Genomic DNA, 25,838 nt, shown 5'->3' with positions numbered 1-25,838 from the left:
GAACAGGCGCAAGAACTCTCAACACGCATATCGCCGCTAACGTGATGTGGCGTACTGCAACACCGGCTCGGCGGAATCCACGTGATCGCCGCTGATGATCGAAAGCTGTCGCGGCCGAATCTCATAACGAACTCCGTTGGACGGGTTGGTCACATCGAATCCATCGGAGACCCGCACCGCGTTGCGGAGTTCGATGTTGGCACCGTCCCGGATCCGTTCACCGCGGTAGTAGTAGCTCTGCGACCCGGTTTGGCAGATCACCGCCAGGGACTGGGCGGTTCGCACCACCGCTGCCGGAGGGTTTCCGACGTCGCATCTTGCCGGGTGGCCGACGAAGCCCAATTCGTCGGCACCATCGACCGGGCCGGACAGCGACAACGACTGCGACGCAGGCGATGTCGATGCACCCGGCACCGCGGTATCGCGTGCAGATCCGGAGCCGAACGCCAAGATGCCGGCCAGCACAGCCGCGACGACCAGCATCGCCGCCGCCAGCCCGCCCACCAGAACCGGTCCCCGGCCAGACTTCTGGACCACCGGCCGTGGCGGTGGCGGGACGGGGTAAGGACTGTTGCCGGTAGCGTCCGGGTTCGGGTATTGCACCCGGAACGGCCGGGTGCGCACCGTGCGACGTGGCACAGCCGGTGCGATGGCCGCAACCGGGGCGGGAACTGGTGCCACGTTGGACCCGGCCGCCAAGCGAACCGCCGTCGCCAACTCGCCTGCCGAAGCAAACCGTGCCGCAGGCTGTTTGGCCATTCCGGTGGCGACGATGTCGTCGAAGGACCGGTCGATTCCCCGGCGCATGATGCTGGGTCGGGGCGGCGCCGAGAACATGTGTGCACTGATTAGCTGGTGAATCTCGGGTACCTCGAAAGGCTTTTCGCCAGTGAGGCATTCGTAGAGCACGCACGTCAACGAGTAGACGTCGGTCTGCGCACCCACCCGGTCACCGGTGAACCGTTCCGGCGCCATGTAACCGCACGAGCCGAGCAACGAGCCTGTCGCCGCCGTCATACTCGGGTCACCGCCCGCCTGAGCAATGCCGAAATCGACGAGATAGGCAAAGTTGTCGGCGGTGAGGAGGATGTTTTCCGGCTTGACGTCGCGGTGTACCAGGCCGTCGGCATGCGCCGCATCCAGAGCCGAGGCCACCTGCGTCGTGATCAACGCCGCGTGTGCCGGATCGAGCGCACCTCGCTCGTGCAGCAGGTCTTTGAGGGTGCCTCCGTCGACCAGGCGCATGTCGATGAATAGCACGCCGTCGATCTGACCGAAGTCGTGCACGGGGATGACATGCGGTTCCTGCAGCCGCGCCGCCAATCGGCACTCTCGCCGGAAACGTTCCTGGTACGCCGGGTCCGCCGCCAGTTCCCTGCGCAGCAATTTGACCGCAACCATGCGCCCTCGGGCGGTGTCATAGGCCCGGTACACCTCGCCCATTCCGCCCGCGCCGATCAGGGACCGCAATTCATAGGGTCCGAACCGGGTACCGAGTAGTGAGCCGCTGTGCGGCGACGTCATGCACGTGTCCTTTCCTGGCAGATACCAGGGTTCCCATCCAGGGCCCCCGTTATTCGGCGACGATACGTAGGCTGCGATTCCATGGCGACCGGTCGCACGTCGAGCAGCAGTCGGCTGACCGTCGACGATTGGTTGCAGGCCGGCTACGCGATCATCGCCGACGAAGGCCTCAACGCACTCAAACTCGACCGCCTCTGCGCGCGACTGCACGTCACAAAAGGCAGCTTTTACTGGCACTTCGTCGACATGGCGACCTACCGTCAGACGTTGATCGAATCCTGGGCCCAGCTGAAAGATGAAGACCGTCGCGATATCGAACAGCTGCGCGACATCCCGGCGCGGGACCGCCTGTCCCGGATGATGACGTCGCTGGTACAGCCGAGACAATGGTCACTGGAACGGGCCATGCGCGAATGGGCTCGCTCTGATACGGCCGTCGCCGATGCGGTCCAGAAGGCGGACCGCCGGCTACTCAGCGCAGTGCGCCAAGCATTCCGCGACTATGGCTTCGACGGCGATGAAGCCGAACTGCGCGCTAACACCACCTTCGCCGCCGGCGTGGGACTGCTGCACCTGACCGGTCCGTCGCCCCGGAAATGGTTGCACCATGAGGCCTTTCTCGACTTCATGTTGCGGCAGTGAACATACCAAAAGGTATGGTGTCGCAGTGACCGGCATTTCCGACGACTTCGTGCAACGAATTCAGCAACGCGCCCGAGAGGCCGAAGAACTTCGGCGACTACCAGCTGACACCGTCAAGGAATTGCACGAGTCAGGTCTGCTCGATTTGCTCAAGCCTGCCCGATTCGGCGGTCAGCAGGCTGACTTCCAGGCGATCCTGGATCCAGTCCGCCGGCTCGCCCACGGTTGCACCTCGACCGCCTGGACAGCGGGTTTCTTCACTCTGCACAACTGGATGTTGGCACTGTTCGGCGAGCGGGCGCAGGCGGACGGTTTCGCATCCATTCCATTCCTGGCCTCCTCGCCGCTGGCCCCGACCGGGCGCGGCACACCGACTGCCGGGGGCGTCCGGCTCACCGGTCGCTGGTCGTGGGCCACCGGGGTGATGGAAGGCAACTGGACCATCGTCGGTGCGCTCTGCGGACCCGACGACGGGATTTATCCCGCGTTGGTGCTGGTGCCTGCCGAGGACTATCAGATCGTCGACGTTTGGCAGACCGACGGCATGCGCGCCACCGGCTCCAATGACATCGTGGTCGAGAACGCCTTCGTTCCCGAGCACCGACTCGTCAAGGTCACCGATATCTACGGCGGCACCGCGCCGGGCGCGCTGCTGCACGACACGACCCTCTATCGCTGGCCGATGGTGCCCGCCCTGGCATTCCTCGCGTCGATGCCGGCATTGGGTACTGCCGAGCGAGTGGTCGATCTGTTCACCGACCGGCTCTGCGAGAGGGTCATCGCCTATGAGGGCAGCAAGCAGAAAGACAGGCCCGCGGCGCAGGCGAGGCTGGGTGAAGCTCGGGTTCGGTTGCGCGCGCTACACGGTTTGGTGGCCGACACGATTAACCGGATCGAGACGCTTCTGCAAGCCGGAGAACGGGTTCCGCGTACCGTGCGGGCTGACGCGCGCTTGGCGGCCGCCCACGTCGTGACAGAATCCCGTGCGGTGGTCGGCCACCTACTCGAGGCTTCCGGCGCGAGTGCACATTTTCTGAACAATCCGCTGCAGCGGGCCAAGCGCGACATCGACGTGCTCAGCGGCCATGTGATCTTCGACTACGACGCCAGCCGAGAACTGGCCGGCGCCTTGGCAATCGGGCTTAAGATCTCACCGCTGGCCATGGTCTGAAATCCTCGTCAAGTCGATCACCTCACCGCGGTTGATGCTGACCCAGTCACGACCGTCCAGGTAGGGCCGCAAACTGCGGCCGATCAACTCGGCGTCGACGGCGGACTTGGGACGCTGAATTTCATAGACGTGCGGCAATTCCACCATGCCGGTGACGACGTTCCACAACTTGACCGCCCCGTCCCCTGTCGGCGGATCTACCAACACCGGCCCGAACAGGCGCTGGCCGTTGATAAACAGCGTCGGCACCCCGAAGACTCCCGCGTCGACGACCCGTTGATGCTCGGTGCGTACCTCATCGTGGGTCGTCGAATCCGCTAGTGCCGCATCGAGAATCGTGTCGTCGACACCGATCGAAACCAACAACCTGCGGGCGACATCGGGATCATGCGGCTTGCCACCCAACGTGTGCAGTTCGTGTCCGATTGCGGCATACCAGCGATCGAGCAGGTCCATATCCGAGCGTCTCAACAACGCGCCGATCCGCATCAGCGACCAGCCGTATGACCAATCCCGTTCCCAGGGATGTTTTTTGCCCTCCACCCGGTTGATCTCTTCAAGACTGAAGAACCGCCAGTCGATGGTGATCCCCAGCTGCGCACGCACTGCACGGATCCATACCGACGTCTGGAAGGCGAACGGGCACATCGGGTCGAAGTGGAAATCGACGGTGGTCACGGCTGGCGCACCGCCACATTGGCGGTGAACGTGCATGTAGGCGGGGCATCACCGACGATGGAACCGTAATCGGCGACGAGTGTGGTCGTCCCGGCGGTCGACGCGGTGAACGTCCAGACCTCAGTGCCTGGTGCACCCACCCGGTCGGTGCTACCCCGGACGTATTCGTGACCGGTCTGCGTCAGGACCGCGCCGTCGGCGATCTTCGGATCGGGTGTCCAACGATAAGGAGTGCTGTGGTTGGCGCCCAGCGAGACCTTGAGTGTGTCGCCCACCGACAGAGTGACATCCCGAGTAATGGCGTTCTGCTTCAACACTTCGTCCATGGACACGTCGATGGCGTTGGTCGATGCCCTGCCCGGACTCGAACACCCCGATAGCATCACCAGCACGGTCGCCACCGCCAGCAGCCTGACCTTCATCAGTGCACCCTAACCGTTCACCGCCCCAGTCCGGTGCGCGCTGACCGGATCTGGTGCACCTCCGTTGCGGCACGATCATCGGTGCTACGCACTGAGTGCACTTGGATAACCCTGGCGGACAACGTGTTTGGTGAAATAGCCACAGTGCGGCAGCCATTCGCGCGCCACATCGAATACGCGTTTGCGGACGCACCGCAGCCTGGTCAGGTAACTTCAATCCGTGTTTGGCATCATTCGGCCCTGTCGTCATCATCTCGGCGGCGAACTCACCGCGGCTTGGCGCGCCCAACTGTGCGGTCTGTGCCTGGCTCTGCGTGACGACTACGGGCAAGCGGCGCGGATCGCCACCAACTACGACGGCCTGATCGTCTCGCTGCTCGTTGAAGCCCAGTCGGAGGCGGAGCCGATGCGTCGCACCGCGGGGCCCTGCCCGCTGCGCGGTATGAAACGCGCCGACGTCGCGACCGGCGAATGCGTGCGTCTGGCCGCTGTGGTGTCGCTGGCACTGGCCGCGGCGAAGGTCCGTGACCACGTGGATGACCGCGACGGCGTAGTCGGCATGGCGGGGATACGTCCGGCTGCGCGACGCGTCGCCGAACGGTGGGTCCGCCGCGGCACTGATACCGGCCGCCGCTTGGGTTTCGACACCGCCGTGCTGGTCCGCGCCATGGACCGGCAGATGGAACTCGAGGCGACCACGGGTCCGGGCAGTCCGTTGCTGACCGTCACCGAGCCGACCGAGACGGCCGTGGCCGCCGCATTCGCCCACACCGCGGTGCTGGCCGGCCGCCCTGCCAATGAGGCACCGCTGCGCGAGGTCGGACAACTCTTCGGACGGGTCGCGCATCTGCTGGACGCGGTCGAGGACTACCACGACGATTTGGCACATGGAAAGTGGAATCCGTTGGCCGCCACCGGGATATCCATGGCCGAGGTCCGCACGCTGTGCGATGATGCGGTGCTGGGCATCGAACTGGCACTGGCCGATGTCGAGTTCACCGACGATCGCCTGCCGCGCCGGCTGTTGACCAAAGAAATACGCCGCTCGGTCTCACGCACTTTCGCCGGTGCCGTACCGCGGGCCAACTACCCGTATGGCAGCCCGCACGGCGAACAGGACGGCATCAACTTCGGCGGTAACCAGTACGGCATATACGGACCCGGCGGATACCCGCCTCCCGGCCAGCTTCCTCCCGAGCCGAAGAAGAAGCGGGGTTGCTGGGACCGCTGCACCGATGCCTGCTGCTGCGATTGCGATTGCGATTGCGACTGCTGCTGCGACTGCGGAGACTGCTGCGACTGCTCGTAGCCCATAGGCGAGGATGGGCAGGTGTTTGCGCTTGTCGTCATCGTCGCGCTGGTTGCCACCGTCGTCCTGGGTACGCTGCTGGGCCGCCGCTACCGCGTGGGCCCACCGGTTCTGCTCATCTTTCTCGGTGTGCTGCTGGGGCTGATTCCTCGCTTCGGCAATGTGCACATCGATGGCGAACTCGTGCTGCTGCTCTTCCTGCCGGCGATCCTGTACTGGGAGAGCCTGAACACCAGCTTCCGCGAGATCAAGGCCAACATGCGGATCATCGTGATGACCAGCATCGGACTGGTGATCGCCACCGCGTTCGCGGTGTCTTGGACCGCACGGGCGCTGGGCATGGAGTCGCATGCCGCCTCGGTGCTGGGTGCCGTGCTCTCGCCCACCGACGCTGCCGCGGTCGCCGGGCTGGCCAAGAAGCTACCGCGGCGCGCGCTGACCGTGCTGCGGGGCGAGAGCTTGATCAACGACGGCACGGCGCTGGTGCTGTTCGGGGTGACCATCTCCGTCGCCGTCGGTGGCCACGAGGTTGGCCCGGTCGCGCTGACCGCGCGGTTCATCTACTCCTACCTCGGTGGCATCTCCGCCGGGCTGATCATCGGGTTCCTGGTGACACTATTGCGTCGCCGCATCGACGCACCGCTCGAGGAGGGGGCGCTGAGCCTGCTGACGCCGTTCGCGGCCTTCCTGCTTGCCCAATCGGTCGAATGCAGCGGTGTGGTCGCGGTGCTGGTCTCGGCTCTCGTCATCACCTATGTCAGTCCACGGGTCATCAGGGCCCGGTCGCGACTGCAGTCCTTCGCCTTCTGGGACATCTCGACGTTCCTGATCAACGGATCGCTGTGGGTGTTCGTCGGTGTGCAACTGCCCGGCGCGCTGCGCGGCATCAACGACCACGGCGACGGGCTGCGACGCGCCACAATGCTGGCACTGGCCGTCACCGGCGTGGTCATCGTCACGCGGTTCGCCTGGGTCGAACTCACCACCGTCCTGGGGCGTGCCGTCGACAAGAGCATGCGACGCCGGAGCCGGCATGTTGACTTTCGCCAACGGACCGTCACCAGCTGGGCAGGCTTTCGCGGCGCGGTGTCGCTGGCCGCAGCCTTGGCCGTACCGCTCGAAACCTACACCGGCGCACCGTTTCCCGACCGCAACCTGATCATCTTCGTCGTTTCGGTGGTGATCCTGGTGACGGTTCTGGTCCAGGGCAGCACCCTGCCCGCCGTCGTTCGGTGGGCACGGTTGCCCGAAGACGTTGCCCGCGCCGACGAAGTGCAGCTGGCCCGAACGCGCGGGGCGCAGGCAGCTCTCGAGGCGTTGCCGGAAGTCGCCGCCGAACTCGACGTGGAACCGAAAATTTTGGCGCGTCTGGAAAAGGAATACCAGGAGCACGCCCTGCTCGTGGCGGCCGGCGGTGACGACCCCGGCACCAACGAACTGGCAGAGAAGGTCGACCTGATCCGGGAGGTGCGTCTTCGCGTCCTGGACCGCAAACGTCAAGCCGTCACCAAACTGCGCGACCAACGACAGATTGACGACATCGTGCTGCGCGAGGTGCAGGCCACCATGGACCTGGAAGAGGTCCGACTGCTCGGACCGGCAGACGTCGAGTAGCTAACCGGTGCTACACGGAAGTCGTTTGATGCCGTGGAAAAACGAGGACCGCAGGCGCTCCGGCTCGCCGGTGACGGTGAGACCAGGCACGCCGGCGTACAGCTCTTCGATCATCACCCGCAGTTCCAGACGCGCGAGTTGAGCGCCCAGACAGAAGTGCACTCCCCCGCCACCGAATGCGGCATGACCGGCATCGGTCCGGGTGATGTCGAATTCATCGGGCCGGTCGAACACGTCCTCGTCGCGATTGGCCGACAGGTAGTGCATCAGCACCCAGTCGCCGGCGGGGATCTCTTGCCCGCCGATTTCGACATCGCAGGTGACGGTACGGCGGAAGTGCAGGACCGGCGTGGCCCAGCGCAGCAGTTCCTCGACGGCAGGCTTGACCGCCGACGGGTCGCGGGCCAGCAGCGCTTGTTGTTCCGGGTGCTGCGACAACGCCAAAATGCCGTGGCTGAGCGTATTTCGGGTGGTCTCGTTGCCGGCGACGGCCAGCAGTAAGAAGAATTCGTTGAGCTGGTCGCGGTTGAGCTTCTCGCCGTCGACCTCGGCGGCCAGCAACGCCGACAGGATGTCGTCGGTCAGCCCGTGCGTGCGTCGGTGCTTCACCAATTGGTTGCAGTAGGCGAACATTTCAGCGGCGGCCTGACCCAGCGCTTCCGGGGTGGGCGCGTAGTCGGGATCTTCGATGCCCAGGCTGCCGATGGCGTTGCTCCACCGAAACACGTCCAACCTGTCTTCGGCCGGCACACCCAGTACGTCGGCGATCACCTGCAGCGACATCTCCGCGGAAATGTCTGGCACAGCATCGAATTCACCCTTGTCGGTGATAGTGGCGACGATGTCGCGGGCGACCTTGCGCATGTGCGGTTCCAGGCGTTGCACATTGCGGACGGTGAAACCCTGGTTGATCAGCTTGCGGATCTTGACGTGGCGCGGCGGGTCGATCCCCGGCAGCATCGCCGAGGTCGGGGCTGCCTCCACCTCGACCAGCGTGTTGCCTCTGTTGCTGGTGAAGGTGTTGGTGTCGCGGCTGACCAGTCGCACGTCGGCGTGCCGGGTGAGCAGCCACGCCCGGGGCAGGCCGTGCAATTGCACCGGATGGACCGGTGCGGTGGCTCGCAGTCTCTGCAGGGCGTCGAACGGCGCGCCGGCGACGAAGGTGTCGGGATCCAGCACCGTTGCGGCGTCCCGGTCGGCGGGGCCGTGTTGATTTTCGACGACCAACGAGCCGAGCTTGGGAACGGTCATGAGGAGGCCTTGATCCCGGCAATGATCACGTCGAGTCCGGCACGGAAGCGCGCGGTGGACGGGCGTTTGGACGGCCGCGTCTCATCCAGACTGACCGAACCCAGCAGATAGGTGTACAGCACCGTATGAGCGGCCGCGGCAACGGGTTTGGCGAGACCGGCCTCGGCCAGCAGCGAGCGGCTCAACCGGTCCAACCGCCGGGCCCGCTCCCCACCCCCGCCGGTCTGCAGAATGTTCGCGATGCCTGGAACCGCCAGTATCACTTCCCGTGCCGCACAATACAGTTCGGCGACCCTTTGATCCCACGGGCCGTCCTGCGGGACCGGGATGTCGGCAAGTACCGATTCTGCCAGCAGGTCCAGAGCGGCCTGTTTCCCCGGCACGTGGTAGTAGACCGACGGCACCGCCGACCCGAGTTCGGCCGCGATTCCCCGCATGGTGATGTGCTGCACGCCGACACGTCGCGCCAGAGTGTGCAGCGAGGCCACCACCTGGTCACGGTCCAGCTCCCCGTACGGACGGCGTACCGCGGAGGTCATTGAATCCTCGTTCGAATTAATTCGAGCACTGTTAGAATCTACCGCGATGAGCGCCGGGACCGCAAAGCCGACTGAGTTCCACGAGGGTTTTGCGCGGTGAGTACCTCGTGAACCGCGTCAAGGCGGGCATTTTCAGCTTCACCGCGGCGGCGCCACCCGGTGACGACGGCAGCTATCTGCGCTGGCACCTGTTGGACCACATGCCCGAGCAGTATCGGTTGCCCGGCATCGTGTACGGGCTGCGCTGGATCGCCGACGGTGCCTATCCATCGGCCCGCCTGGCGTCGCACGGCCCGCTGGGCCAGATCGGCAACGCCGTGCACTACCTGGTCGGCGACCCGGTCCAGGACACGTTGGACGACTTCATCGACCTCGGTCGGACGTTGCGGGACATCGGTCGCATGCCCAGCATGCGGCCGCTGCTGCAGATCGGCGGCCTGCCTCTACTGCAGTGCCACGCCGCACCTCAATCGGCGGTCTCCGCCGAGGTGGTGCCGTTCCGCCCGCACCGCGGCGTGTTGCTGATCGTCGAGGAACCGCGCGGCCCGCGGCTCGATCAGTGGCTGAACTGGTCTGTCGCCGAACATTATCCGGCGCTGCTGGCGGCACCCGGGACCGCGGGTGCCTGGATGTTCGGACCTACATGGAATCCGGCGCCGCGCGGCTGGCGGTCCGAGCCGCAGTACATCACTGTGGTTTACCTCGACGATGACCCGCTGGCTGTCGCGGCTGCTGTGGCACCCCTGGTCGAGGAGCGCTGGCGCTCCGATGCGGTGCAACCGTTATTTGCCGGTCCCCTGCGAAGCATGATCAGCTGGCAGGCCTGGCCCGAAGAAGATTGACCCTCAGGACTGTCCGTGCGCCCGGCGCTAGAGTTGAGCAGTGAACGTGCGCAGCGAGGTGCTGATCAGTGCAGCCGAGCTGGTCAACCTCATCGAAGCCGGCGATCCACTGACCATCCTGGACGTCCGCTGGCAACTCGGCACCCCGGACGGACTTTCGGCCTACCTGGCCGGACACCTACCTGGTGCTGTCTACGTCTCGCTCGAAGACGATCTCAGCGACCACCAGGTGGCCGGCCGGGGCCGCCATCCGTTGCCGTCGGGATTTCAGCTGCAGGCGGCCGCGCGCCGGTTGGGCATCCACCAAGGCGAGCTCATCGTCGTCTACGACGACTGGAACCGCGCCGGGTCCGCCCGCGCGTGGTGGGTGCTGACCGCGGCGGGGCTGCCCAATGTGCGCATCCTGGACGGTGGATTGGCTGCGTGGCGCTCATGCGGGGGCGCAGTGGAGACCGGGCCTGTCAAACCGCCGGCCGGGAATGTGACTGTGCCACATGATGATCTGTACGCCGGCGGCCGACCAACCCTGACGGCCGAGGAAGCAGGTGCGGGCGGCGTGCAATTGTTCGATGCACGCTCTCCCGAACGTTACCGAGGCGACAGCGAGCCCGTCGACCCCGTCGCGGGCCACATTCCCGGCGCGAAGAACCTGCCGTTCGGGACACTGTTGACCCCCGAGGGCAGCTTCCTCGAGACAGAGACTATGAGAAAACACCTGTCCGACACTGGTATTGAACCGGATACGGCTGTCGGAGTGTATTGCGGGTCCGGGGTGACCGCCGCCGTGGTGGTCGCCGGGCTGGCCGCTGCCGGCTATCCGGCGGCGTTATTTCCCGGCTCGTGGTCGGAGTGGAGCTCGGACCCGACGCGTCCCGTGCAACGCTCACCCGGGTTGATCGAGGAGGCACAATGACGTCCGATCGGCGCAGCCAAGCACGGAAAAGCTTGGCAGTCATCGGGTTCGTGCTCGCCCTCACTGCCTGCGCAGCTTCTCCGAAACAATCCGGCGGGACGAGCAGTCCGGGTAGGACGGATCCGCTGGCCGGAATCACGGTGCCCGATGCCTTCACTCCGTTGACAGTTGCCCCGATCAGCCGGCCGACGTTTCCGTTTCCCGGCACCGACGACAAATATCACTTGGCCTTCGACATGCAGGTCACCAACTCCAGTGCCGAACCCTCCGCCCTGACCGCCGTCGACGTCGTCGACGCCCGCGACCCCAAACGCGTGCTGGCATCGTTCTCCGGCAACCAGCTGGTCGATCCCGCCTGCACCTTCGGCAACTGCAACCGGTTGCGGATCCTGCCCGCCGCACCCGCACCCGACTTCACCATCGCACCCGCGACGTCCAGGTCGTTGCTGCTCGATTTCCGCCTGGACAAGCTGACCGACTTCCCTCGGGCGGTGATGCTGCGGCTGCACGGAACCGGGGTGACCAATCCGGGCGCCTCCAAGGTTCCGGGCCCGATCGACATGCTGGGCGCCCCGTTCGACATCTCGGCCGGCACGCCGCGTGCCATCGCGCCGCCGCTGCGGGGCAACAATTGGGTGGCTTTCAACGGCTGCTGCGATCCCGGCTGGGCGCATCGCGACGCGATATTGCCGCTCAACATGAAACTGAACAACAGCCAGCGCTTCGCGATCGACTGGATGCGGATGAACGACCAGGGCAACTTCTATACCGGTGACCGGACCAGGAACGAGAGCTTCAGCGACTACGGCTCGGGCATCTACGCCGTGGCCGACGGAACCATCGTCTCGACGCTGGACGCTCTCGAGGCCAACGTGCCCGGCATCCTGCCCGCGTCCGTGCCCGAACTGGCCGCGAAGCTGACCGTGGACAACGTCGACGGCAACCACATCATCATGGATCTCGGTAGTGGCGTCTATGCCATGTATGCCCACCTGATCCAGGGTTCGCTGATGGTCAAGCCCGGTGACCAGGTCAAGAAGGGTCAGCAGATCGCCAGATTGGGCAATACCGGCAATTCCAATGCGCCGCACCTGCATTTCCAGCTGATGAGCGGCCCGTCGTTGTTCGAGGCCGACGCCCTGCCGTACGTCATCGAAGGTTTCAGCTACCAGGGTCAGCTCGACGCGAATCAGGTGTGGAATGCCGACAACTACCTCAGCGGTTCGTTTTTCGGGCCCGCGATGCTGCCGGCACCTGTCCTGAAAACCAATCAGTTGCCCCTGCTGCTGGGCGTCGTGACCTTCCCCCACACCTAACCTCGAAAGGCCGAGATCATGGACATTTTCGTGGAATGGCACAGTGGCGGAACGGAATTGAGCTGGCGATCGACTACCGATGCCAACGACGGGCAGCGGGTCACGGTGTTTTTGCGCCGGTTCGGCAGACCGGGGGCGCCCGCATTGGTGTGCGTACACGGCTTCCCGACGTCCAGCGTCGACTACTACCCGTTGGCGCGTGCACTGAGCGAAGATTTCGAGATTTTCGCCCTCGACTTTCCCGGCTACGGTGTATCCGACAAACCACCCGAGCCGTACGTCTACTCGCTCTACGACGACGCACGACTGCTGGTCCACGCGATCACTGAGGTCTGGAAACTGACCGACTACCGCATGATCACCCATGACCGCGGAAGCAGCGTCGGCATGATCGCGGCCGGCCTGTTGGCGGAGAAGTCCGCACTGCCAGTCGATCTCATCATCACCAATGCAAACATCTACCTGCCGTTGTCCAACCTCACCGCGTTCCAACTCGCGCTGCTCGACTCCGCAACGGGACGGGCAGCCGCCGCCGAAACCACCCCGGAGCTACTGGCCGCCGGACTCGGGATCACCACCTTCATGCCGCGCCGCACCACCGGGGATGCCGAGATCTCCGCCCTGGCAAAATGCTTTGCCTACAACGACGGCATCCGTGTCCTGCCGGACACCATCCAGTATCTGCACGAGCGCGCTGCCGATGAAAAGCGTTGGCTCGAGGCTCTTTCCAAGATCCCCGTCAACGCCACTCTGGTGTGGGGCCTGCACGACACGGTAGCCCCGCTGCGGGTCGCGAACCACGTCTGGCAGGCCTACCTGCGGAATATGCCGGGCCAGAGCCGTTACTGGGTGATACCGACCGCCGATCACTACCTGCAATGTGATGCCCCGGCCGAGCTCGCTCACATCCTTCGGCTCACCGCACAGGGCAAAGACATCAACCTGCATCTGCAGACACTCGGAGACCGACCTGAGGGGGCGGTGTTGGTGGATCAGAAGGCTTAAAGCGACACCGTTGCACCGCGTTCGATCTCGATGACACGGTCCGCCCAGCCGCGACGCTGCATCTCTGCCGTGAAATCCGCCAGCGGAGAAGCGAAGACGGTGTAATCGTCGAAGTGGACCGGAATCATCTTCGGCAGGTCGAGCAGCTCGACAAGTCCGGCGCCTTGTCGCGCATCCATCGTCACGGTGAGCCCGAACGGCAATCGGGAGCCGGCGGGCAGCCGGGTCCCGCCCAGGTGCAATATGCCGACGTCGATGGCATCGAACCGAACCGGAATCTCCCCCAGTTCGTCGATGAGCAAGGTATCCCCGGAAACGTAGATGCGTCGGCTCTCTGCTGCGTGGATGGAGCCGAACTCGAGCATGCTGCCCATGACCGGCGGAAGGAGCCGATTGGCCCACACCGGAGCGTGCCGGCCCGGTAGCGCCGTCACCGTGAGCTGGACGTCACCCTTGACGAGGTGGTGCGTCTGCCAGGTCGATAGTGCCGTCGCCCGGTCAAATCCTTTCGTCCGCAACCTGTTCGCCGCGGGCGGCGTGGTCAGGACCGGTAGTTCGCGATTCAGTCGTTTCGATGTCACCCGGTCCCAGTGATCCCCGTGCAGATGTGACAGCAGAACGACATCTACCGCCGGCAGCTGCTCGATGGAGAGAGCAGGCTCCTTGCGGCGCTTGGAGATCAGGCCGTGGCCGAGGTACGCGTGCTGACCCCTGTGCAGGAAATTGGGGTCGGTCAACACCGTGATCTCCCCGGCACGAATCAGCGTCGTGGCGTTTCCGACAAAGGTCACGGTGATGTCCATGATGGCTGCGTGTTCCCGCAGGAATGGAGCTGAAACGCCCACTGCTGAACCAATCAGCTGAACAGCGACTGACCGATGTAGTGCCCCTGGCTGGGCGCGGGAGGTACGGCAAAGATCGCCGACCCGATGTGCCGGATGTACTCGTTCAGCAAATCGTTGGCGCCTAACCGGTTCTGCAGCCGGATGAAGTTCTGCGGATCATTCTGATAGGAGATGAACAGCAGCCCGGCGTTGAGCTGGCCGGTGACGTCCAGTCCGTCGGTGTAGTTGTAGGAGCGACGGCGGATCATGATGCCGTTGTTGTTTTCCCGTGCGGCCAAGCCGATATGGGACAGCGGGTCGATCGCCGGCTTTCCGTCCGGTCCCGTTGCCGCGAAATCCGGCGTGTCGAATTCGGCGTTGCCGCCCAGCGGTGCACCTTCCTGTTTGCTGCGACCGATGACCTGCTGCTGGTCACCGATTCGGTCGGTGTCCCAGGTTTCCAGCAGCATGCGGATTTTTCGCGCGACCTGGTAGGTACCGCCGTTCATCCAGGCCTGATCGCTGTTGTCGACCCACACGAACCGGCGGTACTGCTCGTCGGTCATCACGTTGCGGGTTCCGTCCTTGAATCCCATCAGATTTCGCGGAGTGGCCTGGCCGGGGCCGGCCGAGGCACGACCGAAACCGAGCACCTGCCATAGCGGTGCGGCGATATTGCGACCCAGGCGGGTCAGGTTGCGGGTGGCGTGGTAGCAGACCTGCGGGTCATCGGCGCAAGCCTGCACCGACACGTCGCCACCGCGTAGCCGTGGGTCCAGATAATCACCGTTGAGCAGCGGCAGGTCGGCGAACAACGCCGGCCGCTTGCCGGCAAGTCCGAACCTGTCGCCGAACACCGACGGTCCCAGCCCGACGGTGACGGTCAGACCCGCGGGACTGAGCCCGAAGGCCTCGCCGGTGTCGGCCGGTGGCTGCACTTCGACCGACGGCTGCACTGCGCCAACGGGATTGCCTTGCTGGAACACCGCGGCCGCCGCGGACCACCGGGCCAATAACGCCTGCAGGTCGGGACGTCCGGCGCCGGGGGCCAGCGAGAAGGACATGAATACGCAATAGCGCTGCGGGGGCGTCGCGATACCGCCCTGGTGCGTCTGCCCGTAAAAAGGGTAGCGGCGGCTTAGATCGACCGTGTCATGATCGTCTCGGTCACCGCGCTCGGCCATCGCGTAACCGGCCGCCCCGCCCCCGACGGCACCGGTCAGTCCGGCGAGCATCGTGCCGCCGAGCACTCGTCGCCGCGAAACCGGTATGCTGCCAGACGGTTTCGGCGGTTCGTTGCTGTCGTCGTCGGTCATGTCAGTTCGCCGTGACCACTTTCTGGGCTACCACGGACAGGCTCTGGTGCAACGGCTGGATGACCGCGGTCAACTTCGGTGCGTCACGGGCCTGGAGTTCGTAGACGAAAGTTTGGTAACCGCCCAACGCTGTCGGGTCGCGATACCCGGCCAGCACGGTCAGTACATCCTGAAACTGTTGGTCGATCTGCTTGACCAGATTGCTGTCGATCTTGTCCAGCCCCGGTCGCAGCGCCGCGTAGGCCTGCTGAGCACCCTCCACGTTCGCGGCGAAGTCGACGAGATCGATGTGACTGAAGGCTTCTTCTTCGCCGGTGATCTTATTGTTCTGCACTTCCTCGATCAGGTCCGCCGCCCCATTTGCCAGGTCCTCAGGCCGGTACTGCAGGCTGGTGACAGTGTCCTTCAACTTGCCCACGTTGCCCAGCAATTCGGTGCTGAGCGCCTTAGTGCCACCGGTGATGGCACCGGCCTGCCACAGGTCACGTTCGATGGCGTGGAAGCCTTTCCAACCGACTTTCGCATCCACCGGAGTGGACTCGCGCATGTCGATCAGATAGTCGAGGTTGCCGGCGTTGTCGCCGACGGCAAACCCGGGCAGCACAAACCCCTCGACACTGGTCTCAGCACGTTCGTAGAACGGCCGCGCTCTGGCGTAGGCCGTCTTGGCCCCGTCGAGATTCCCGGCCTGGACGGCGCCATTGAGCCCCTGCACGGCGTCGTTCAGCTGCTCGATCTGATTGACGATGTAGGCCGCATAATCTTTGGTGCCCTGGCCCAGGATGGTCGCCACCGTGCCGGTGGCCGGCGCCGGAGCCCGCCCGGTCACTGTCAGGGTCTGGTACTCGATTTCAGCGCCCGGGCAATAGATCTGGTACGAGCCGCCGTCCAGGGTGACGGTGAACGAGACCGAATCCAACCCTGGGGCGAGGTTCTCTTTCTCGCCGACGATGCGTTGATCTTTGAGCAACTCCACTTCGGAGATGCCCGGTGCACTCGTGTTCGACGCCGTGAATGTCACCGGTCCGGCCGGCACCGTGGTGGTGCTCAGCACGCAACGGTCCTTGCCGCTGTCGTTGGTCATCGTCACCGAGACCTGGTGGGTCCCGGACCTGGGCGGGTCGGTGTCGCCGGAACTGCACCCAGTCATGAGCACTGCTGCGGCGGTCGCGATGGCAGCGCTAGACCGGCTGGTGCGCTTCGGCATTGGCGACTCTTCCCTTTCCTTGCGCGTGTTCGGTGCGGTGGCTGCGCAGCGCGGTGGCTATACAACCCAACGCGAAGACCGCCAGCACCAACGGAAGCCAGAGCCGCCACAGTAGACGTTCGGCGTGCAGTTGAGAGTTGGCTTTGAGTTGCGCGGTGACCGACTCGTCGTCAATAGTCGCCCAATCGGTGGGTAGCCCGCCGAGGCTGACTGTCTTCGGCGCTGCAAGTCCGCCGCCGCTGAGGACGGCGGTGCGGTTGCTTGTCGCCTGCGCGCTCAGTACCGAATCATCCTGAGCGCGAACGGTGTACACGGTACTGGTGGCCCATCGGACGTGAAACGGGCCCGGGGTGCGGGATGCGGACACTCCCACTGGAAGGCGGCCGCCGGTCAGACCCGCCAGCTCGGCCAGCGTGGCGGTCGGGGCGCCGTCGGCGGGTGCGGGCAGAGTCGCCTGCCACACCCGGACCGGCACGCCGTCCACTGAATCCGTGCCGGCGGCGACGAGCGCGACGGTACCTGCCGGTCCGCCGTCAGTGGTGATCGAGAGCGAACGACCACTCAGCGTCCCGGCCAGCGACACGGTGCCGGGGCGGCCGCGATGGTCGGTCACCGTGCGCGCGTGCGCGGCGGGTGTGGAATTTCGGGCCGGCACCGCGATCAGCAGCACCGCCGCGACGATGATCAGCACCCCGGCGGTGGCCACCAGCAGCCTGCGACGGACAGTGGCGTTGGCGACGCTGCGGGCGGGCCACAGGAAGATCGTCAGCACCGGTACCGCGTAGAGCAGCCAGCCGAGCACCTCGACGAGCCGCGGATCGGCGGGTATGCCGAACAACCCGGTGATCAACGCGCCACGCACCGAACTGCCCGGGATCCAGGACGACAGGTCGAGTACCTGCTGCTGCCCGATCGCCACCCAGCCGGCCTCGTGGGCGGTCCGCAATGCGCTGAGCACCAGCCCTGCGGCGATGAAGACGAGGAACGTACCGGTGATACGGAAGAAACGGCTCAAGTTGAGAGTCAGGCCGCCGAAGTACAGGCCGACACCGAGTGCGATTGCCACCGCGATCCCTGTCACCCCGCCGATGACAGCCGCCCAGTGGCTGTCGTGCGACGCCTGAACCGTAGCCAGCAGAAAGACCGCCGTCTCGAAGCCCTCCTTCAGGACCGCCAGGAAGGCCATCAGCGCCAGCGCCAGGAAACGGCCCCGGCCGAGAGCGTCTCGGGCCTCACGTTCGAGGTCGCCCTTGAGCCGGCCCGGGTTGCGGTTCATCCAGATGATCATCGAGGTCACGAACACCACCGCGACCGCCCCGATGACGGTTTCCATCATTTCCTGCTGTCGCTGCGGCAGCGCCGCCGACAGCAGATCCAACCCGACCCCGACGCCCACACTGAGCAGAACCGCGAGAGCCACGCCGGCAAGCATCGGCCGGATCGACCGGCCGTTGCGCTTGAGGAAGGCGGCGACGATGCTCACGATGAGCGTCGCCTCCAGGCCCTCGCGCAGGCCGATCAGGAAGGTGCCGATAAACACGCCGTTCACTTAGCACAGCCTAACTAGGTGCTGGGCACCGCTGAAATCACGCGGAGGCCCTTTGCTGGCCGCACCGTCCCCGCCGTCACAAGCGTCACCCCAGTCACGGCTTGAACCCACTCGGGCGTCATGATGTCACCGTGGCACAGCAGTGTGACAAGACGCGTGTGCTGACCCGGCAACGTCGCGCTGGAGTGGGATTGTCGCTCGGAGCCGGGCAATCGTCTGCACACAGCCGGACGGTGACTACTGGGACGCGAGTGACGGCGCGGTCCCCGGTGCGGGAGCCTATCCGGTGATCACCGGCAAACTCGACCATCCCCGCACACTGCTCGTGTGCGCCTTCTGTGCGGCGGCATAGTCGATTTCCCATGTCGGCCACCGCTTGATGACCTCTTCGAGTGCCACCCGCGCCTGCATGCGCGCCAGCGCCGAACCCAGGCAGAAGTGCAGACCGTGACCGAAGCTCAGGTGTCCCCCACTGCGATGGATATCGAACCGCTCACCGTCGGGGAATCTGCGCTCGTCGCGGTTGGCAGAACCGTTGAGCAGCAACATGATCGAGCCCTCAGGGATCAGGGCCCCGTGACACTCGACGTCGCGCGCCACGTAACGTGCCTGCACCGGTGACGGCGCTTCGTAGCGCAACACCTCCTCGATCGCTCCCGGAATCAGCGACGGATCCGCCACGATCTCGCGACGTTGGTCAGGATGTTCGGCCAACAGCTGACCGATGAAGCCGATCAGCCGGGTCGTCGTCTCGTTGCCCGCTCCGGCGATCATGCTGGTGTACATCAGCACTTCGGTGCGATCCAGCCGCCGCACCACCCCGTTCTCCTCGATCTCGGCGTTGAGCAACTGGGTCATCACGTCGTCGGAAGGGTGCTCCATCCGCCAATCGATGTATTCGGAGAACACCTCATAGCTCTTCTCGAACAAATCGTCGTCGATCGCCCGAAATGTGCCCTCGCGCAGGTTGATCGCCCGCCCACCCCGATCGCGGATATCGGCCTGACTTTCCTCGGGGATGCCCAGCAGGTAGCCGATGGTGCGCATCGGAATCATCGCCCCCAGGTTAGCGATGAAGTCGAAGCGGCCCGAACCGACCAGCGGGTCGAGCGCCCGCACACAGAAGTCTCGGGTGAGCGGTTCGATCGCCTCCATCCGCCGCGGTGTGAAAACCCGTGACAGCAACCGGCGATGCAGATCGTGCAGGGGCGGATCCTCGAACAGAATCACACCGGGCGGTACCTGGATACCGCTCATGATGATGTCCATCGTGGTACCACGGCCCGACCGGTAGGTCTCCCAGTTCGTCAATTCGGGGGCGACATCCTCATACCGGCTCAGCGCATAGAAGTTGAACTTGTCGTTGTAGTACAGCGGAACCTCGTCGCGCATCCGCTTCCAGATCGGATACGGGTTGTCGTCGATGTCGAAATCGAACGGATCGTAATAGATCTCGGTCGTCGTCATGCAGTCCCCGCGGCGAGCGGACGAGCGGCTTCGGGCACTACGACCTCACCGACCCGCTTCAGATATGGCCACGCCACGTCCGGCGACACCCCGCCGCACAATGGCGACAGGGTCAGCATCTTGCCGGACCGGATTCGCGAAACCGCTTGTTCCACCGTTATTATCACGTGCGACTTACCCGTCTCGCGCAGCTCGTCGACGGTGTCCACATGCGAGAAACCAGCCGACGTCTCGTTGCCGGGATTCCACGCGGCATAGGTGCGCGCATCGTGCAGCAGGTGCTCTCCGAGCTCCGACCACGCCTGGTCCACGTCATCGGCGACGAAGGTAACCGACGGCGTATTGCGATCGGGGAAGAACGCCGGCCCCGGTTCGAAACCGTGCTTGCGACAGGAGTTCTCGTAGGCCTCCCGCATACCCGGGACATTGCCGTTGGCAAGCATGCCCAGCCCGTACCTCCCGGCGCGCCGCGCGGCGGCCAGACTGCCGCCGCCCCACATCATCGCCGGGCCGCCGGGTGTCAGCGGTCGTGGAGTCACCGCAATCCGACGCCCGTCCTGCACGACCGTCTCACCGGCGAGCAGACGGCGCAGCAGACCCAGCTTCTCGTCGGCCAGCCGGCCCCGGTCACCCAGTGCCAACCCGAACATCTCGTACTCCTCGGGCCGGTATCCGAGCGCCATGATGTAGGACGCCCGCCCGGCGCTGGAGATGTCGAGGACCGCCATGTCTTCGGCCAGTCGCACCGCGTCGTAGAACGGCAGGATCAGGATCAGGCTCAGCGCCAGCCGCTCGGTGCGCGCCGCTATCGCCGAGGCGAGCAACAACGGAGACGGCAGATACCCGTCCTCAGAACCGTGGTGCTCGCAGACCACAGCGGCCAGGGCGCCGTGACCCTCCGCCCAGGCGCACATCGCTGGGGCGGCGGCATAAAGTGCCGTCGGATTCGCCCCGAACGCCGGAGCCCGCATGTCGAAGCGCAGCGTGTACACGCCATCTCCTAGACAACCTAATATTTGTGCCACGTACGCTACGTCGGTCTGGCGAACGGGGTCAACAGCTAGTTTGAAACTAACATCTGGTCCGGATATTGTAACGTCCATCGAGCAACCACCTGGGAAAAGAGGAAAGATGACGACGGCGTCAGACTTACTAGGCTACGAGGGCAAAAGGGTATTGGTGGTCGGTGGAGCGACCGGCATGGGCGCAGCCGCCGCACAGATCGCCAAGGACCTCGGCGCGCATGTCACGGTGATGGACTTCGCGTCCGTTGACTACGACGCCGACAAAGTGATCTCGCTGGACCTCAGCGACCAGGACTCGATCGACCGGGCGGTCGACGAACTCGACGGGCCCGTCCACTCTCTGTTTTCTGCCGCGGGCGTCGCCGACGGACCGAAGCTGATGCAGGTGAACTTCATTGGGCACCGCCACCTCATCGAGCGGTTGTTCGCCAAGGATCTGCTTCCCCGGGGCTCGGCCATCTGCTTCATCTCGTCGGTCGCCGGGATGGGCTGGGAGAACGACCTGGAGCTGGTGCAGGACTTCCTGGCCACGCCCGACTACAAGTCGGCGCACGACTGGTGTCAGGAGCGCGAACCGCAGGGCATCATCCACTACGGCTTCAGCAAAAAGGCGATCAACGGCTATGTCGCATGGCAGGGCTACCACTTCCAGAAGAAGGGTGTGCGGATCAACGCTGTCTGCCCCGGTCCCACCGACACCCCGCTGGCCCGCGCGAATGCCGACCTGTGGCTGACTTTCGCGCAGGACTACCGCGACGACACCGGCAGCGCGACGCTGACACCCGAGGACATCGGCAAAGCGATGATCATGCTCAACAGCGCCGCGTCGGGTTCTATCAACGGCATCACGCTCAACGTCGACCAGGGCCACGCCATGTCGTCGATCACCGGATCGTTCGCGCCCGGCAAGGCGATCATGGACCTGATCACCGGCCGCGTTCAACTGGCCTGATCAGTCGAATGCGTTCCGCGGCAGGGTCATCGGCACGTCCAGCGAGCTGAGCAGGCCCGCTTCAGCGGCGACCACGTAGGGCACGGCGTTGACGACGCGCATCGCCGTCGACGTCGTGGACACCACGTCGATCCTTTCCTGGTGAGAAACTGCAGCCGCTGTTCCGTGCCGTCAACCTGACGTTTGTTCAGCATTGCCTGGCTCCCGCGAGCCGAGGGGGCGGGCAAGCGTTCAACTAAACTGCCGCGAGTGACGGCCAACCCGCTGGAGGAATTGACTCTCGAGCAGTTGCGCCACCGCACCAGCATGAAATGGCGCGCCCACCCGGCCGATGTGTTGCCGTTGTGGGTCGCGGAGATGGACGTCCGGCTGGCGCCGTCGGTGGCCGACGCTATCCGGCGGGCGGTCGACGCCGGCGACACCGGATACCCGCACGGCAAGGCGTACGCCGAGGCGGTGAGCGAGTTCGCCGCGCAGCGCTGGCAGTGGGCCGGGCTGTCGGTGGGCCGTACCCGCGTCGTCCCCGACGTCATGCTCGGCGCTGTCGAGATGCTGCGACTGGCCACCGACCGGGGTGACACCGTCATAGTGAATTCCCCGGTGTACGCCCCGTTCTACGCGTTCATCTCGCACGATGGCCGGCGCGTGGTCGAAGCGCCCCTGGGCCCGCAGGGCCGAATCGACCCGAATGTGCTGGCGGATACTTTTGCGCAGGCGCGTAAGTCGGCAGGGGCGAGGGGCAAAGTCGCTTTTCTGTTGTGCAACCCGCACAACCCGACGGGTGCGGTACACACCGTCGCCGAGCTGAGCGGTGTCGCCGAACTTGCCCGCCAGTTCGATATCCGCGTGGTGTCCGACGAGATTCACGCTCCGTTGGTCTTGGCCGGGGCGCGCTTCACCCCCTATCTGAGTGTGCCCGGAGCGGACAACGCTCTGGCGCTGACGTCTGCGTCCAAAGCCTGGAATCTGGCCGGCATCAAAGCGGGGCTGGCCATCGCCGGGCCGGAATCGGCCGCCGACCTGCGCCGGATGCCCGAGGAGGTGGGCCACGGCGCCAGTCACCTGGGGCTCATCGCGCATACCGCGGCCTTCAGCACCGGCGGCGACTGGCTCGACGCACTCCTGACCGGGTTAGACGAAAACCGTTCGCTGCTCGGCGATCTGGTCGCCGAACACCTGCCCGCAGTGCGGCTGCTGCGCCCGGACGGCACGTATCTGGCCTGGTTGGACTGTCGCGAACTCGGCATCGAAGACGCGCACAGCGCGGGGGTCAAAGTGGTGGCCGACCTGTCCGGGCCGGCACGCTGGTTTCGGGACCGGGCCCGCGTCGCGCTCAGTTCCGGACACGTGTTCGGCACCGGTGGATCCGGTCACGTCCGACTCAACTTCGCTACCTCGAAAGCTATTCTGACCGAAGCGGTTTCGCGGATGGGACGAGCGGTGCGCGAGCGCCGCTGAATTGCAGCCGGTGCGAGTCGTTCGTCGATCACGAGTTCCGGGTGACGGCGAGCACCGCCGCGGCGAACTCGGGACGGCACACCACCAGGTCCGGCAGTCTCGGATCGGACTGGTTGTAAGCCAGCGCCGACCCGTCGATACGCGAGGTGTGCAGACCTGCTGCCCTGGCGACGGCCACCGGCGCTGCGGAGTCCCATTCGAACTGGCCCCCGGCGTGCACGTACACATCGGACAAACCTTGCACGATCGACGCTACTTTTGCTCCGGCAGAACCCATTTCGACCAGGGTGCCGTCCAGGGCATCCCGCACGGCCAGCGCGATGGCAGGCGGACGGGTGCGCGACACCACGATGCGGGGCTTGTCGGGGGTGGCGGGCGGTGGCACGACCTCGGGCGTTGCCAAGGTAACGCCCTGCGCCGGCAGCGCGACGGCGCCGGCCACCAGCTCACCGGCCTCCCAAAGGGCGACGTGGACCGCCCAGTCGGTGCGCCCGAGTTCGGAGAATTCGCGGGTGCCGTCCAACGGGTCGACAATCCACACCCGCTGCGACCGCAACCGGACCGGGTCGTCGGCGCCCTCCTCGGAGAGCACTGCGTCGTCGCCGCGCTCACGGCTCAGTGCCGTCATGAGAAAATCGTGAGATCGCTTGTCCCCCGCGGCCTTCCGTTCACCGGCCTCCGCGTCGGCGAACTCCGCACGCACGCCGAGCAGCAATTGGCCTGCGTCGGTGGCCAACTGCGCGGCCAGGTCATGATCGTTCATGCCACCAGCTTTCTCAACAGGGAAATGTTGGCAATATTAACCGTCTTTACCTGGCTACGCGTGAGCGCTCTCAGAGCCCGAACTGGTCTTCGATGACGCCCAGCCAGATCTGCGCCGCGTCGATCGCCACCTTTTCGCTGATGAACGCGTGCTGGGTGCCGGTGTAGATATCGCGGAAAGCACGTTCCAGGCGGCTGCCTTCGCGGATCGAACTGGTGCCCGCGACCAGGTGAGCCCATTCGGCACACTCGCGGGCCGTGTCGGTGGCGTACACCGCTGCCGCGCGCATATCCGCGCGCAGGCTCGGACTGAGGTCGGCACCGGCGGCAACCGCGGATTCGGCGGCGGTGAAAGAGTCGAGAACCAGCAGACGCGCCGCACGCCAGGCCGAGACGTGGTGTGCCAACCCCTTCTGAAAGGTGGGTCGGCTGGCCAACGACGCCATGTCGCTCATCCGGAATTTCGTCGCAGCCAGATCGGTGACGTCGTCGAGCATGCTCTTGGCAACCCCGAGTGCCCAGGAGGCGTGTCCGGCGGCGGTCACCGGCATCAGCCCCATCCGGGCAGCCGGCGAGGTTCCGCGCTGCGGCACCCGCTCGAACAGCGCGAACGTGCGTCCGGCCGGCACGAACACGTCCTCGACGCTGTAGTCATAGGACCCGGTGCCCTTGAGCCCCTGCACGTGCCAGCCGTCGTTGAACCGGATCTCCGCGCGCGGCATGACAGCCACCTGCATGTCAGGGATGCCGTCGCCGATCCAGCGCATCTCGCCGTTGTCCATCGGGAAGAACCCCGCCGCCACGTACTGTGCATGGCCGGTGCCCGAACCGAAGCTCCAGGCCCCGCTCACCCGGTACCCGCCGTCGACGACGATGCCCTGTCCGTTGGGGAAGAACTGGCCGCCCATCGTGACGTGGTTGTCGTGGGCGGTGAACACTTCGGCGAAGCCGTCGTCGGGAAGATAGGTGGCCGCAGCGAACCGCGACGGCAGATTGGCGATCCCGATCCAACCGAAAGACCCATCCTGCCAGGCCATTTCGATCCACGTTTCGATCATCTCGGCTAGTGACGGCTCGCTGCCACCGGCCTCGGGCGGACTCAACGCCGTCATCAGCCCGCTGGCCCACAGCTCGTCGACGATCGCGTCGGTCAGGGTGCGGTTCCGTTCGGACGCCGCAGCTTCGGCTTGTACCAACTCGCGCATCCGCTGCGCCTGCGCCAGCACCGATTCACTCTTGATCGCGGTCATTCGTCTGTCCTATCAGCATTACTCGGGGAACCCGAACATCTGCACCACCTCGTGGTCGCGGCCGGCCGTGTAGCCGCCGTCGACCGCAATGGCCTGACCCGTCACGAACGACGCGTCCGGCGACACCAGGAAAGCCGCCATTGCCGCGACCTCCTCGGGCCGGCCCAGCCGCTGCAGAGCGTGCTCGCGGGTGATCGAAGCGCGCGGGCCCTCCATCCCCGGCATACCGAAAACGCTTTCAGCTAGCGGGGTTTCGATGAAGCCCGGGCAGATCGCGTTGGCCCGGATCCCACTGGGCCCGTAGTCGACCGCGATGTTCTTGGTGAGCAGCACCACGCCGGCTTTGGCGGCGTTGTAGGAACTGCCGCCCGCGGTGCCCTCCAGACCCTCGACACTGGCCAGCGTCACGATCGAACCGCGCTCGCCGTCGACCCGGGGTTGTTCGATCATCCTGGCCAATGCCGCTTTGGCCACCAGAAATGTGCCGGTGAGGTTGACCGCGATGACCCGGTCCCACTCGGATCGGGGAAGCAGGTGAACGGGGCCGCCACCCGCGACACCGGCGGAATGCACCACGCCGTCGAGGCGGTCGGGCACGGCGGCGAACACCGAGGCGACCGCGGCCTCGTCACTCACGTCGGCGGCGACGAAGCAGAACCGCGGTCCCAGATCCGGCGGTGCCGCCAGGTCGGCGCCGACGACAGTGCCCCCTTCGTCGAGCAGTCGCCGCGCGGTGGCCAACCCGATGCCCGATGCGGCCCCCGTCACGACGAATGTGCGCGAGCGTGCTCGATCCGGCATC

General features: G+C 65.4%; 24 protein-coding genes and 1 pseudogene. 10 read left to right on the top strand and 15 right to left on the bottom strand.

Annotated elements, in window-relative coordinates; translation table 11 throughout:
* Nucleotides 1-36: 36 nt before the first annotated feature.
* Nucleotides 37-1,524 (bottom strand): serine/threonine-protein kinase, encoded by a 1,488-nt coding sequence (locus AC5Y5Z_RS00810; RefSeq protein WP_499922856.1) that lies wholly within the window; start codon nucleotides 1,522-1,524, stop codon nucleotides 37-39.
* Between the two features lie 81 nt (nucleotides 1,525-1,605).
* Between AC5Y5Z_RS00810 and AC5Y5Z_RS00805 the strand changes: the two genes are divergently transcribed.
* Entirely contained in the window at nucleotides 1,606-2,166 is a 561-nt protein-coding gene (locus AC5Y5Z_RS00805; protein ID WP_499922855.1) for a TetR/AcrR family transcriptional regulator, read from the top strand.
* Nucleotides 2,132-3,337: an acyl-CoA dehydrogenase family protein gene (locus tag AC5Y5Z_RS00800; RefSeq protein ID WP_499922853.1), complete on the top strand. Its 1,206-nt coding sequence runs from the start codon at nucleotides 2,132-2,134 to the stop codon at nucleotides 3,335-3,337. The genes AC5Y5Z_RS00805 and AC5Y5Z_RS00800 overlap by 35 nt, the downstream gene beginning before the upstream one ends.
* On the opposite strand, the gene AC5Y5Z_RS00795 is transcribed toward AC5Y5Z_RS00800, so the two are convergent.
* Nucleotides 3,317-4,015 (bottom strand): mycothiol-dependent nitroreductase Rv2466c family protein, encoded by a 699-nt coding sequence (locus tag AC5Y5Z_RS00795; protein WP_499922852.1) that lies wholly within the window; start codon nucleotides 4,013-4,015, stop codon nucleotides 3,317-3,319. The two genes, AC5Y5Z_RS00800 and AC5Y5Z_RS00795, sit on opposite strands and share 21 nt — an antisense overlap.
* Nucleotides 4,012-4,437: a protease inhibitor I42 family protein gene (locus tag AC5Y5Z_RS00790; RefSeq protein ID WP_463824613.1), complete on the bottom strand. Its 426-nt coding sequence runs from the start codon at nucleotides 4,435-4,437 to the stop codon at nucleotides 4,012-4,014. The genes AC5Y5Z_RS00795 and AC5Y5Z_RS00790 overlap by 4 nt, the downstream gene beginning before the upstream one ends.
* Nucleotides 4,438-4,657: 220 nt before the next feature.
* Between AC5Y5Z_RS00790 and AC5Y5Z_RS00785 the strand changes: the two genes are divergently transcribed.
* Nucleotides 4,658-5,746: a DUF5685 family protein gene (locus tag AC5Y5Z_RS00785; protein WP_499922849.1), complete on the top strand. Its 1,089-nt coding sequence runs from the start codon at nucleotides 4,658-4,660 to the stop codon at nucleotides 5,744-5,746.
* Nucleotides 5,747-5,767: 21 nt separating this feature from the next.
* Entirely contained in the window at nucleotides 5,768-7,360 is a 1,593-nt protein-coding gene (locus AC5Y5Z_RS00780) for a Na+/H+ antiporter (RefSeq protein WP_499922847.1), read from the top strand.
* On the opposite strand, the gene AC5Y5Z_RS00775 is transcribed toward AC5Y5Z_RS00780, so the two are convergent.
* The gene (locus AC5Y5Z_RS00775; protein ID WP_499922845.1) at nucleotides 7,361-8,611 is read right to left on the bottom strand and encodes a cytochrome P450; all 1,251 of its coding nucleotides are present in this window, start codon (nucleotides 8,609-8,611) and stop codon (nucleotides 7,361-7,363) included. It abuts the gene before it with no gap.
* Nucleotides 8,608-9,150, bottom strand: coding sequence for a TetR/AcrR family transcriptional regulator (locus AC5Y5Z_RS00770; RefSeq protein ID WP_499922844.1), 543 nt, complete (start codon nucleotides 9,148-9,150; stop codon nucleotides 8,608-8,610). Before AC5Y5Z_RS00770 ends, AC5Y5Z_RS00775 begins: the two co-directional genes overlap by 4 nt.
* Nucleotides 9,151-9,257: 107 nt before the next feature.
* On the opposite strand from AC5Y5Z_RS00770, the gene AC5Y5Z_RS00765 reads away from it, so the two are divergent.
* Genes AC5Y5Z_RS00765 through AC5Y5Z_RS00750 form a run of 4 tightly spaced genes read left to right on the top strand, consistent with a single transcriptional unit; the run spans nucleotide 9,258 to nucleotide 13,226 of the window.
* On the top strand, nucleotides 9,258-9,992 hold the full coding sequence (locus AC5Y5Z_RS00765; protein ID WP_499922842.1) for a hypothetical protein: 735 nt from the start codon (nucleotides 9,258-9,260) through the stop codon (nucleotides 9,990-9,992).
* A 40-nt stretch (nucleotides 9,993-10,032) separates the two neighbouring features.
* Nucleotides 10,033-10,905 (top strand): sulfurtransferase, encoded by an 873-nt coding sequence (locus AC5Y5Z_RS00760; protein WP_499922841.1) that lies wholly within the window; start codon nucleotides 10,033-10,035, stop codon nucleotides 10,903-10,905.
* A complete protein-coding gene (locus AC5Y5Z_RS00755; protein ID WP_499922839.1) occupies nucleotides 10,902-12,221 on the top strand; it encodes a M23 family metallopeptidase in 1,320 nt (439 codons plus the stop codon). Before AC5Y5Z_RS00760 ends, AC5Y5Z_RS00755 begins: the two co-directional genes overlap by 4 nt.
* Before the next feature lie 18 nt (nucleotides 12,222-12,239).
* Nucleotides 12,240-13,226: an alpha/beta fold hydrolase gene (locus AC5Y5Z_RS00750; protein WP_463824621.1), complete on the top strand. Its 987-nt coding sequence runs from the start codon at nucleotides 12,240-12,242 to the stop codon at nucleotides 13,224-13,226.
* Here AC5Y5Z_RS00750 and AC5Y5Z_RS00745 read toward each other — a convergent pair.
* The 6 genes from AC5Y5Z_RS00745 to AC5Y5Z_RS00720 form a co-directional block, all read right to left on the bottom strand.
* Nucleotides 13,223-14,029 (bottom strand): MBL fold metallo-hydrolase, encoded by an 807-nt coding sequence (locus AC5Y5Z_RS00745; RefSeq protein ID WP_499922838.1) that lies wholly within the window; start codon nucleotides 14,027-14,029, stop codon nucleotides 13,223-13,225. The two genes, AC5Y5Z_RS00750 and AC5Y5Z_RS00745, sit on opposite strands and share 4 nt — an antisense overlap.
* A gap of 53 nt (nucleotides 14,030-14,082) precedes the next feature.
* The gene (gene efeB, locus AC5Y5Z_RS00740) at nucleotides 14,083-15,366 is read right to left on the bottom strand and encodes an iron uptake transporter deferrochelatase/peroxidase subunit (RefSeq protein ID WP_499922837.1); all 1,284 of its coding nucleotides are present in this window, start codon (nucleotides 15,364-15,366) and stop codon (nucleotides 14,083-14,085) included.
* 1 nt (nucleotide 15,367) lies between these two features.
* Nucleotides 15,368-16,516, bottom strand: coding sequence for an iron uptake system protein EfeO (gene efeO / locus AC5Y5Z_RS00735; protein WP_499922835.1), 1,149 nt, complete (start codon nucleotides 16,514-16,516; stop codon nucleotides 15,368-15,370).
* 31 nt (nucleotides 16,517-16,547) lie between these two features.
* Nucleotides 16,548-18,122 (bottom strand): iron uptake transporter permease EfeU, encoded by a 1,575-nt coding sequence (gene efeU, locus AC5Y5Z_RS00730; RefSeq protein ID WP_499922834.1) that lies wholly within the window; start codon nucleotides 18,120-18,122, stop codon nucleotides 16,548-16,550.
* A 279-nt stretch (nucleotides 18,123-18,401) separates the two neighbouring features.
* On the bottom strand, nucleotides 18,402-19,589 hold the full coding sequence (locus AC5Y5Z_RS00725) for a cytochrome P450 (protein WP_463824626.1): 1,188 nt from the start codon (nucleotides 19,587-19,589) through the stop codon (nucleotides 18,402-18,404).
* Nucleotides 19,586-20,581, bottom strand: a complete 996-nt coding sequence (locus tag AC5Y5Z_RS00720; RefSeq protein WP_499922833.1) for an LLM class flavin-dependent oxidoreductase — start codon at nucleotides 20,579-20,581, stop codon at nucleotides 19,586-19,588. The genes AC5Y5Z_RS00725 and AC5Y5Z_RS00720 overlap by 4 nt, the downstream gene beginning before the upstream one ends.
* A 139-nt stretch (nucleotides 20,582-20,720) precedes the next feature.
* Between AC5Y5Z_RS00720 and AC5Y5Z_RS00715 the strand changes: the two genes are divergently transcribed.
* On the top strand, nucleotides 20,721-21,566 hold the full coding sequence (locus AC5Y5Z_RS00715; RefSeq protein WP_499922831.1) for an SDR family oxidoreductase: 846 nt from the start codon (nucleotides 20,721-20,723) through the stop codon (nucleotides 21,564-21,566).
* Here AC5Y5Z_RS00715 and AC5Y5Z_RS00710 read toward each other — a convergent pair.
* Nucleotides 21,567-21,677 (bottom strand): annotated as a pseudogene (locus tag AC5Y5Z_RS00710) (dihydrodipicolinate reductase); the annotation flags it as partial.
* Nucleotides 21,678-21,815: 138 nt separating this feature from the next.
* Here AC5Y5Z_RS00710 and AC5Y5Z_RS00705 point away from each other — a divergent pair.
* A complete protein-coding gene (locus tag AC5Y5Z_RS00705) occupies nucleotides 21,816-23,024 on the top strand; it encodes a MalY/PatB family protein (RefSeq protein ID WP_499922830.1) in 1,209 nt (402 codons plus the stop codon).
* Nucleotides 23,025-23,052: 28 nt separating this feature from the next.
* Here AC5Y5Z_RS00705 and AC5Y5Z_RS00700 read toward each other — a convergent pair whose 3' ends face one another.
* The 3 genes from AC5Y5Z_RS00700 to AC5Y5Z_RS00690 all read right to left on the bottom strand — a co-directional run bounded on the left by AC5Y5Z_RS00700 (nucleotide 23,053) and on the right by AC5Y5Z_RS00690 (nucleotide 25,837).
* Nucleotides 23,053-23,787 carry a 3'(2'),5'-bisphosphate nucleotidase CysQ gene (locus AC5Y5Z_RS00700; RefSeq protein WP_463824630.1) on the bottom strand — a complete coding sequence of 245 codons (735 nt, stop codon included), beginning with the start codon at nucleotides 23,785-23,787 and terminating at the stop codon, nucleotides 23,053-23,055.
* A 70-nt stretch (nucleotides 23,788-23,857) separates the two neighbouring features.
* Nucleotides 23,858-25,036 (bottom strand): acyl-CoA dehydrogenase family protein, encoded by a 1,179-nt coding sequence (locus AC5Y5Z_RS00695; protein WP_463824631.1) that lies wholly within the window; start codon nucleotides 25,034-25,036, stop codon nucleotides 23,858-23,860.
* 18 nt (nucleotides 25,037-25,054) lie between these two features.
* Entirely contained in the window at nucleotides 25,055-25,837 is a 783-nt protein-coding gene (locus AC5Y5Z_RS00690) for an SDR family NAD(P)-dependent oxidoreductase (protein ID WP_499922828.1), read from the bottom strand.
* Nucleotide 25,838 lies beyond the last annotated feature (1 nt).

This window comes from Mycobacterium sp. NGS29 (genome assembly GCF_059812965.1).
This window is presented reverse-complemented; position numbering and strand designations above follow the sequence as displayed.

Excerpts from the sequence above, each read along its gene's own strand:
- AC5Y5Z_RS00810 (WP_499922856.1), bottom strand. The coding sequence starts at position 1,524 with ATGACGTCGCCGCACAGCGGCTCACTACTCGGTACCCGGTTCGGACCC.
- AC5Y5Z_RS00805 (WP_499922855.1), top strand. The coding sequence starts at position 1,606 with ATGGCGACCGGTCGCACGTCGAGCAGCAGTCGGCTGACCGTCGACGAT.
- AC5Y5Z_RS00800 (WP_499922853.1), top strand. The coding sequence starts at position 2,132 with ATGAGGCCTTTCTCGACTTCATGTTGCGGCAGTGAACATACCAAAAGG.
- AC5Y5Z_RS00790 (WP_463824613.1), bottom strand. The coding sequence starts at position 4,437 with ATGAAGGTCAGGCTGCTGGCGGTGGCGACCGTGCTGGTGATGCTATCG.
- AC5Y5Z_RS00775 (WP_499922845.1), bottom strand. The coding sequence starts at position 8,611 with ATGACCGTTCCCAAGCTCGGCTCGTTGGTCGTCGAAAATCAACACGGC.
- AC5Y5Z_RS00770 (WP_499922844.1), bottom strand. The coding sequence starts at position 9,150 with ATGACCTCCGCGGTACGCCGTCCGTACGGGGAGCTGGACCGTGACCAG.
- AC5Y5Z_RS00755 (WP_499922839.1), top strand. The coding sequence starts at position 10,902 with ATGACGTCCGATCGGCGCAGCCAAGCACGGAAAAGCTTGGCAGTCATC.
- AC5Y5Z_RS00750 (WP_463824621.1), top strand. The coding sequence starts at position 12,240 with ATGGACATTTTCGTGGAATGGCACAGTGGCGGAACGGAATTGAGCTGG.
- AC5Y5Z_RS00745 (WP_499922838.1), bottom strand. The coding sequence starts at position 14,029 with ATGGACATCACCGTGACCTTTGTCGGAAACGCCACGACGCTGATTCGT.
- efeB (WP_499922837.1), bottom strand. The coding sequence starts at position 15,366 with ATGACCGACGACGACAGCAACGAACCGCCGAAACCGTCTGGCAGCATA.
- efeO (WP_499922835.1), bottom strand. The coding sequence starts at position 16,516 with ATGACTGGGTGCAGTTCCGGCGACACCGACCCGCCCAGGTCCGGGACC.
- AC5Y5Z_RS00725 (WP_463824626.1), bottom strand. The coding sequence starts at position 19,589 with ATGACGACGACCGAGATCTATTACGATCCGTTCGATTTCGACATCGAC.
- AC5Y5Z_RS00715 (WP_499922831.1), top strand. The coding sequence starts at position 20,721 with ATGACGACGGCGTCAGACTTACTAGGCTACGAGGGCAAAAGGGTATTG.
- AC5Y5Z_RS00700 (WP_463824630.1), bottom strand. The coding sequence starts at position 23,787 with ATGAACGATCATGACCTGGCCGCGCAGTTGGCCACCGACGCAGGCCAA.
- AC5Y5Z_RS00695 (WP_463824631.1), bottom strand. The coding sequence starts at position 25,036 with ATGACCGCGATCAAGAGTGAATCGGTGCTGGCGCAGGCGCAGCGGATG.
- AC5Y5Z_RS00690 (WP_499922828.1), bottom strand. The coding sequence starts at position 25,837 with ATGCCGGATCGAGCACGCTCGCGCACATTCGTCGTGACGGGGGCCGCA.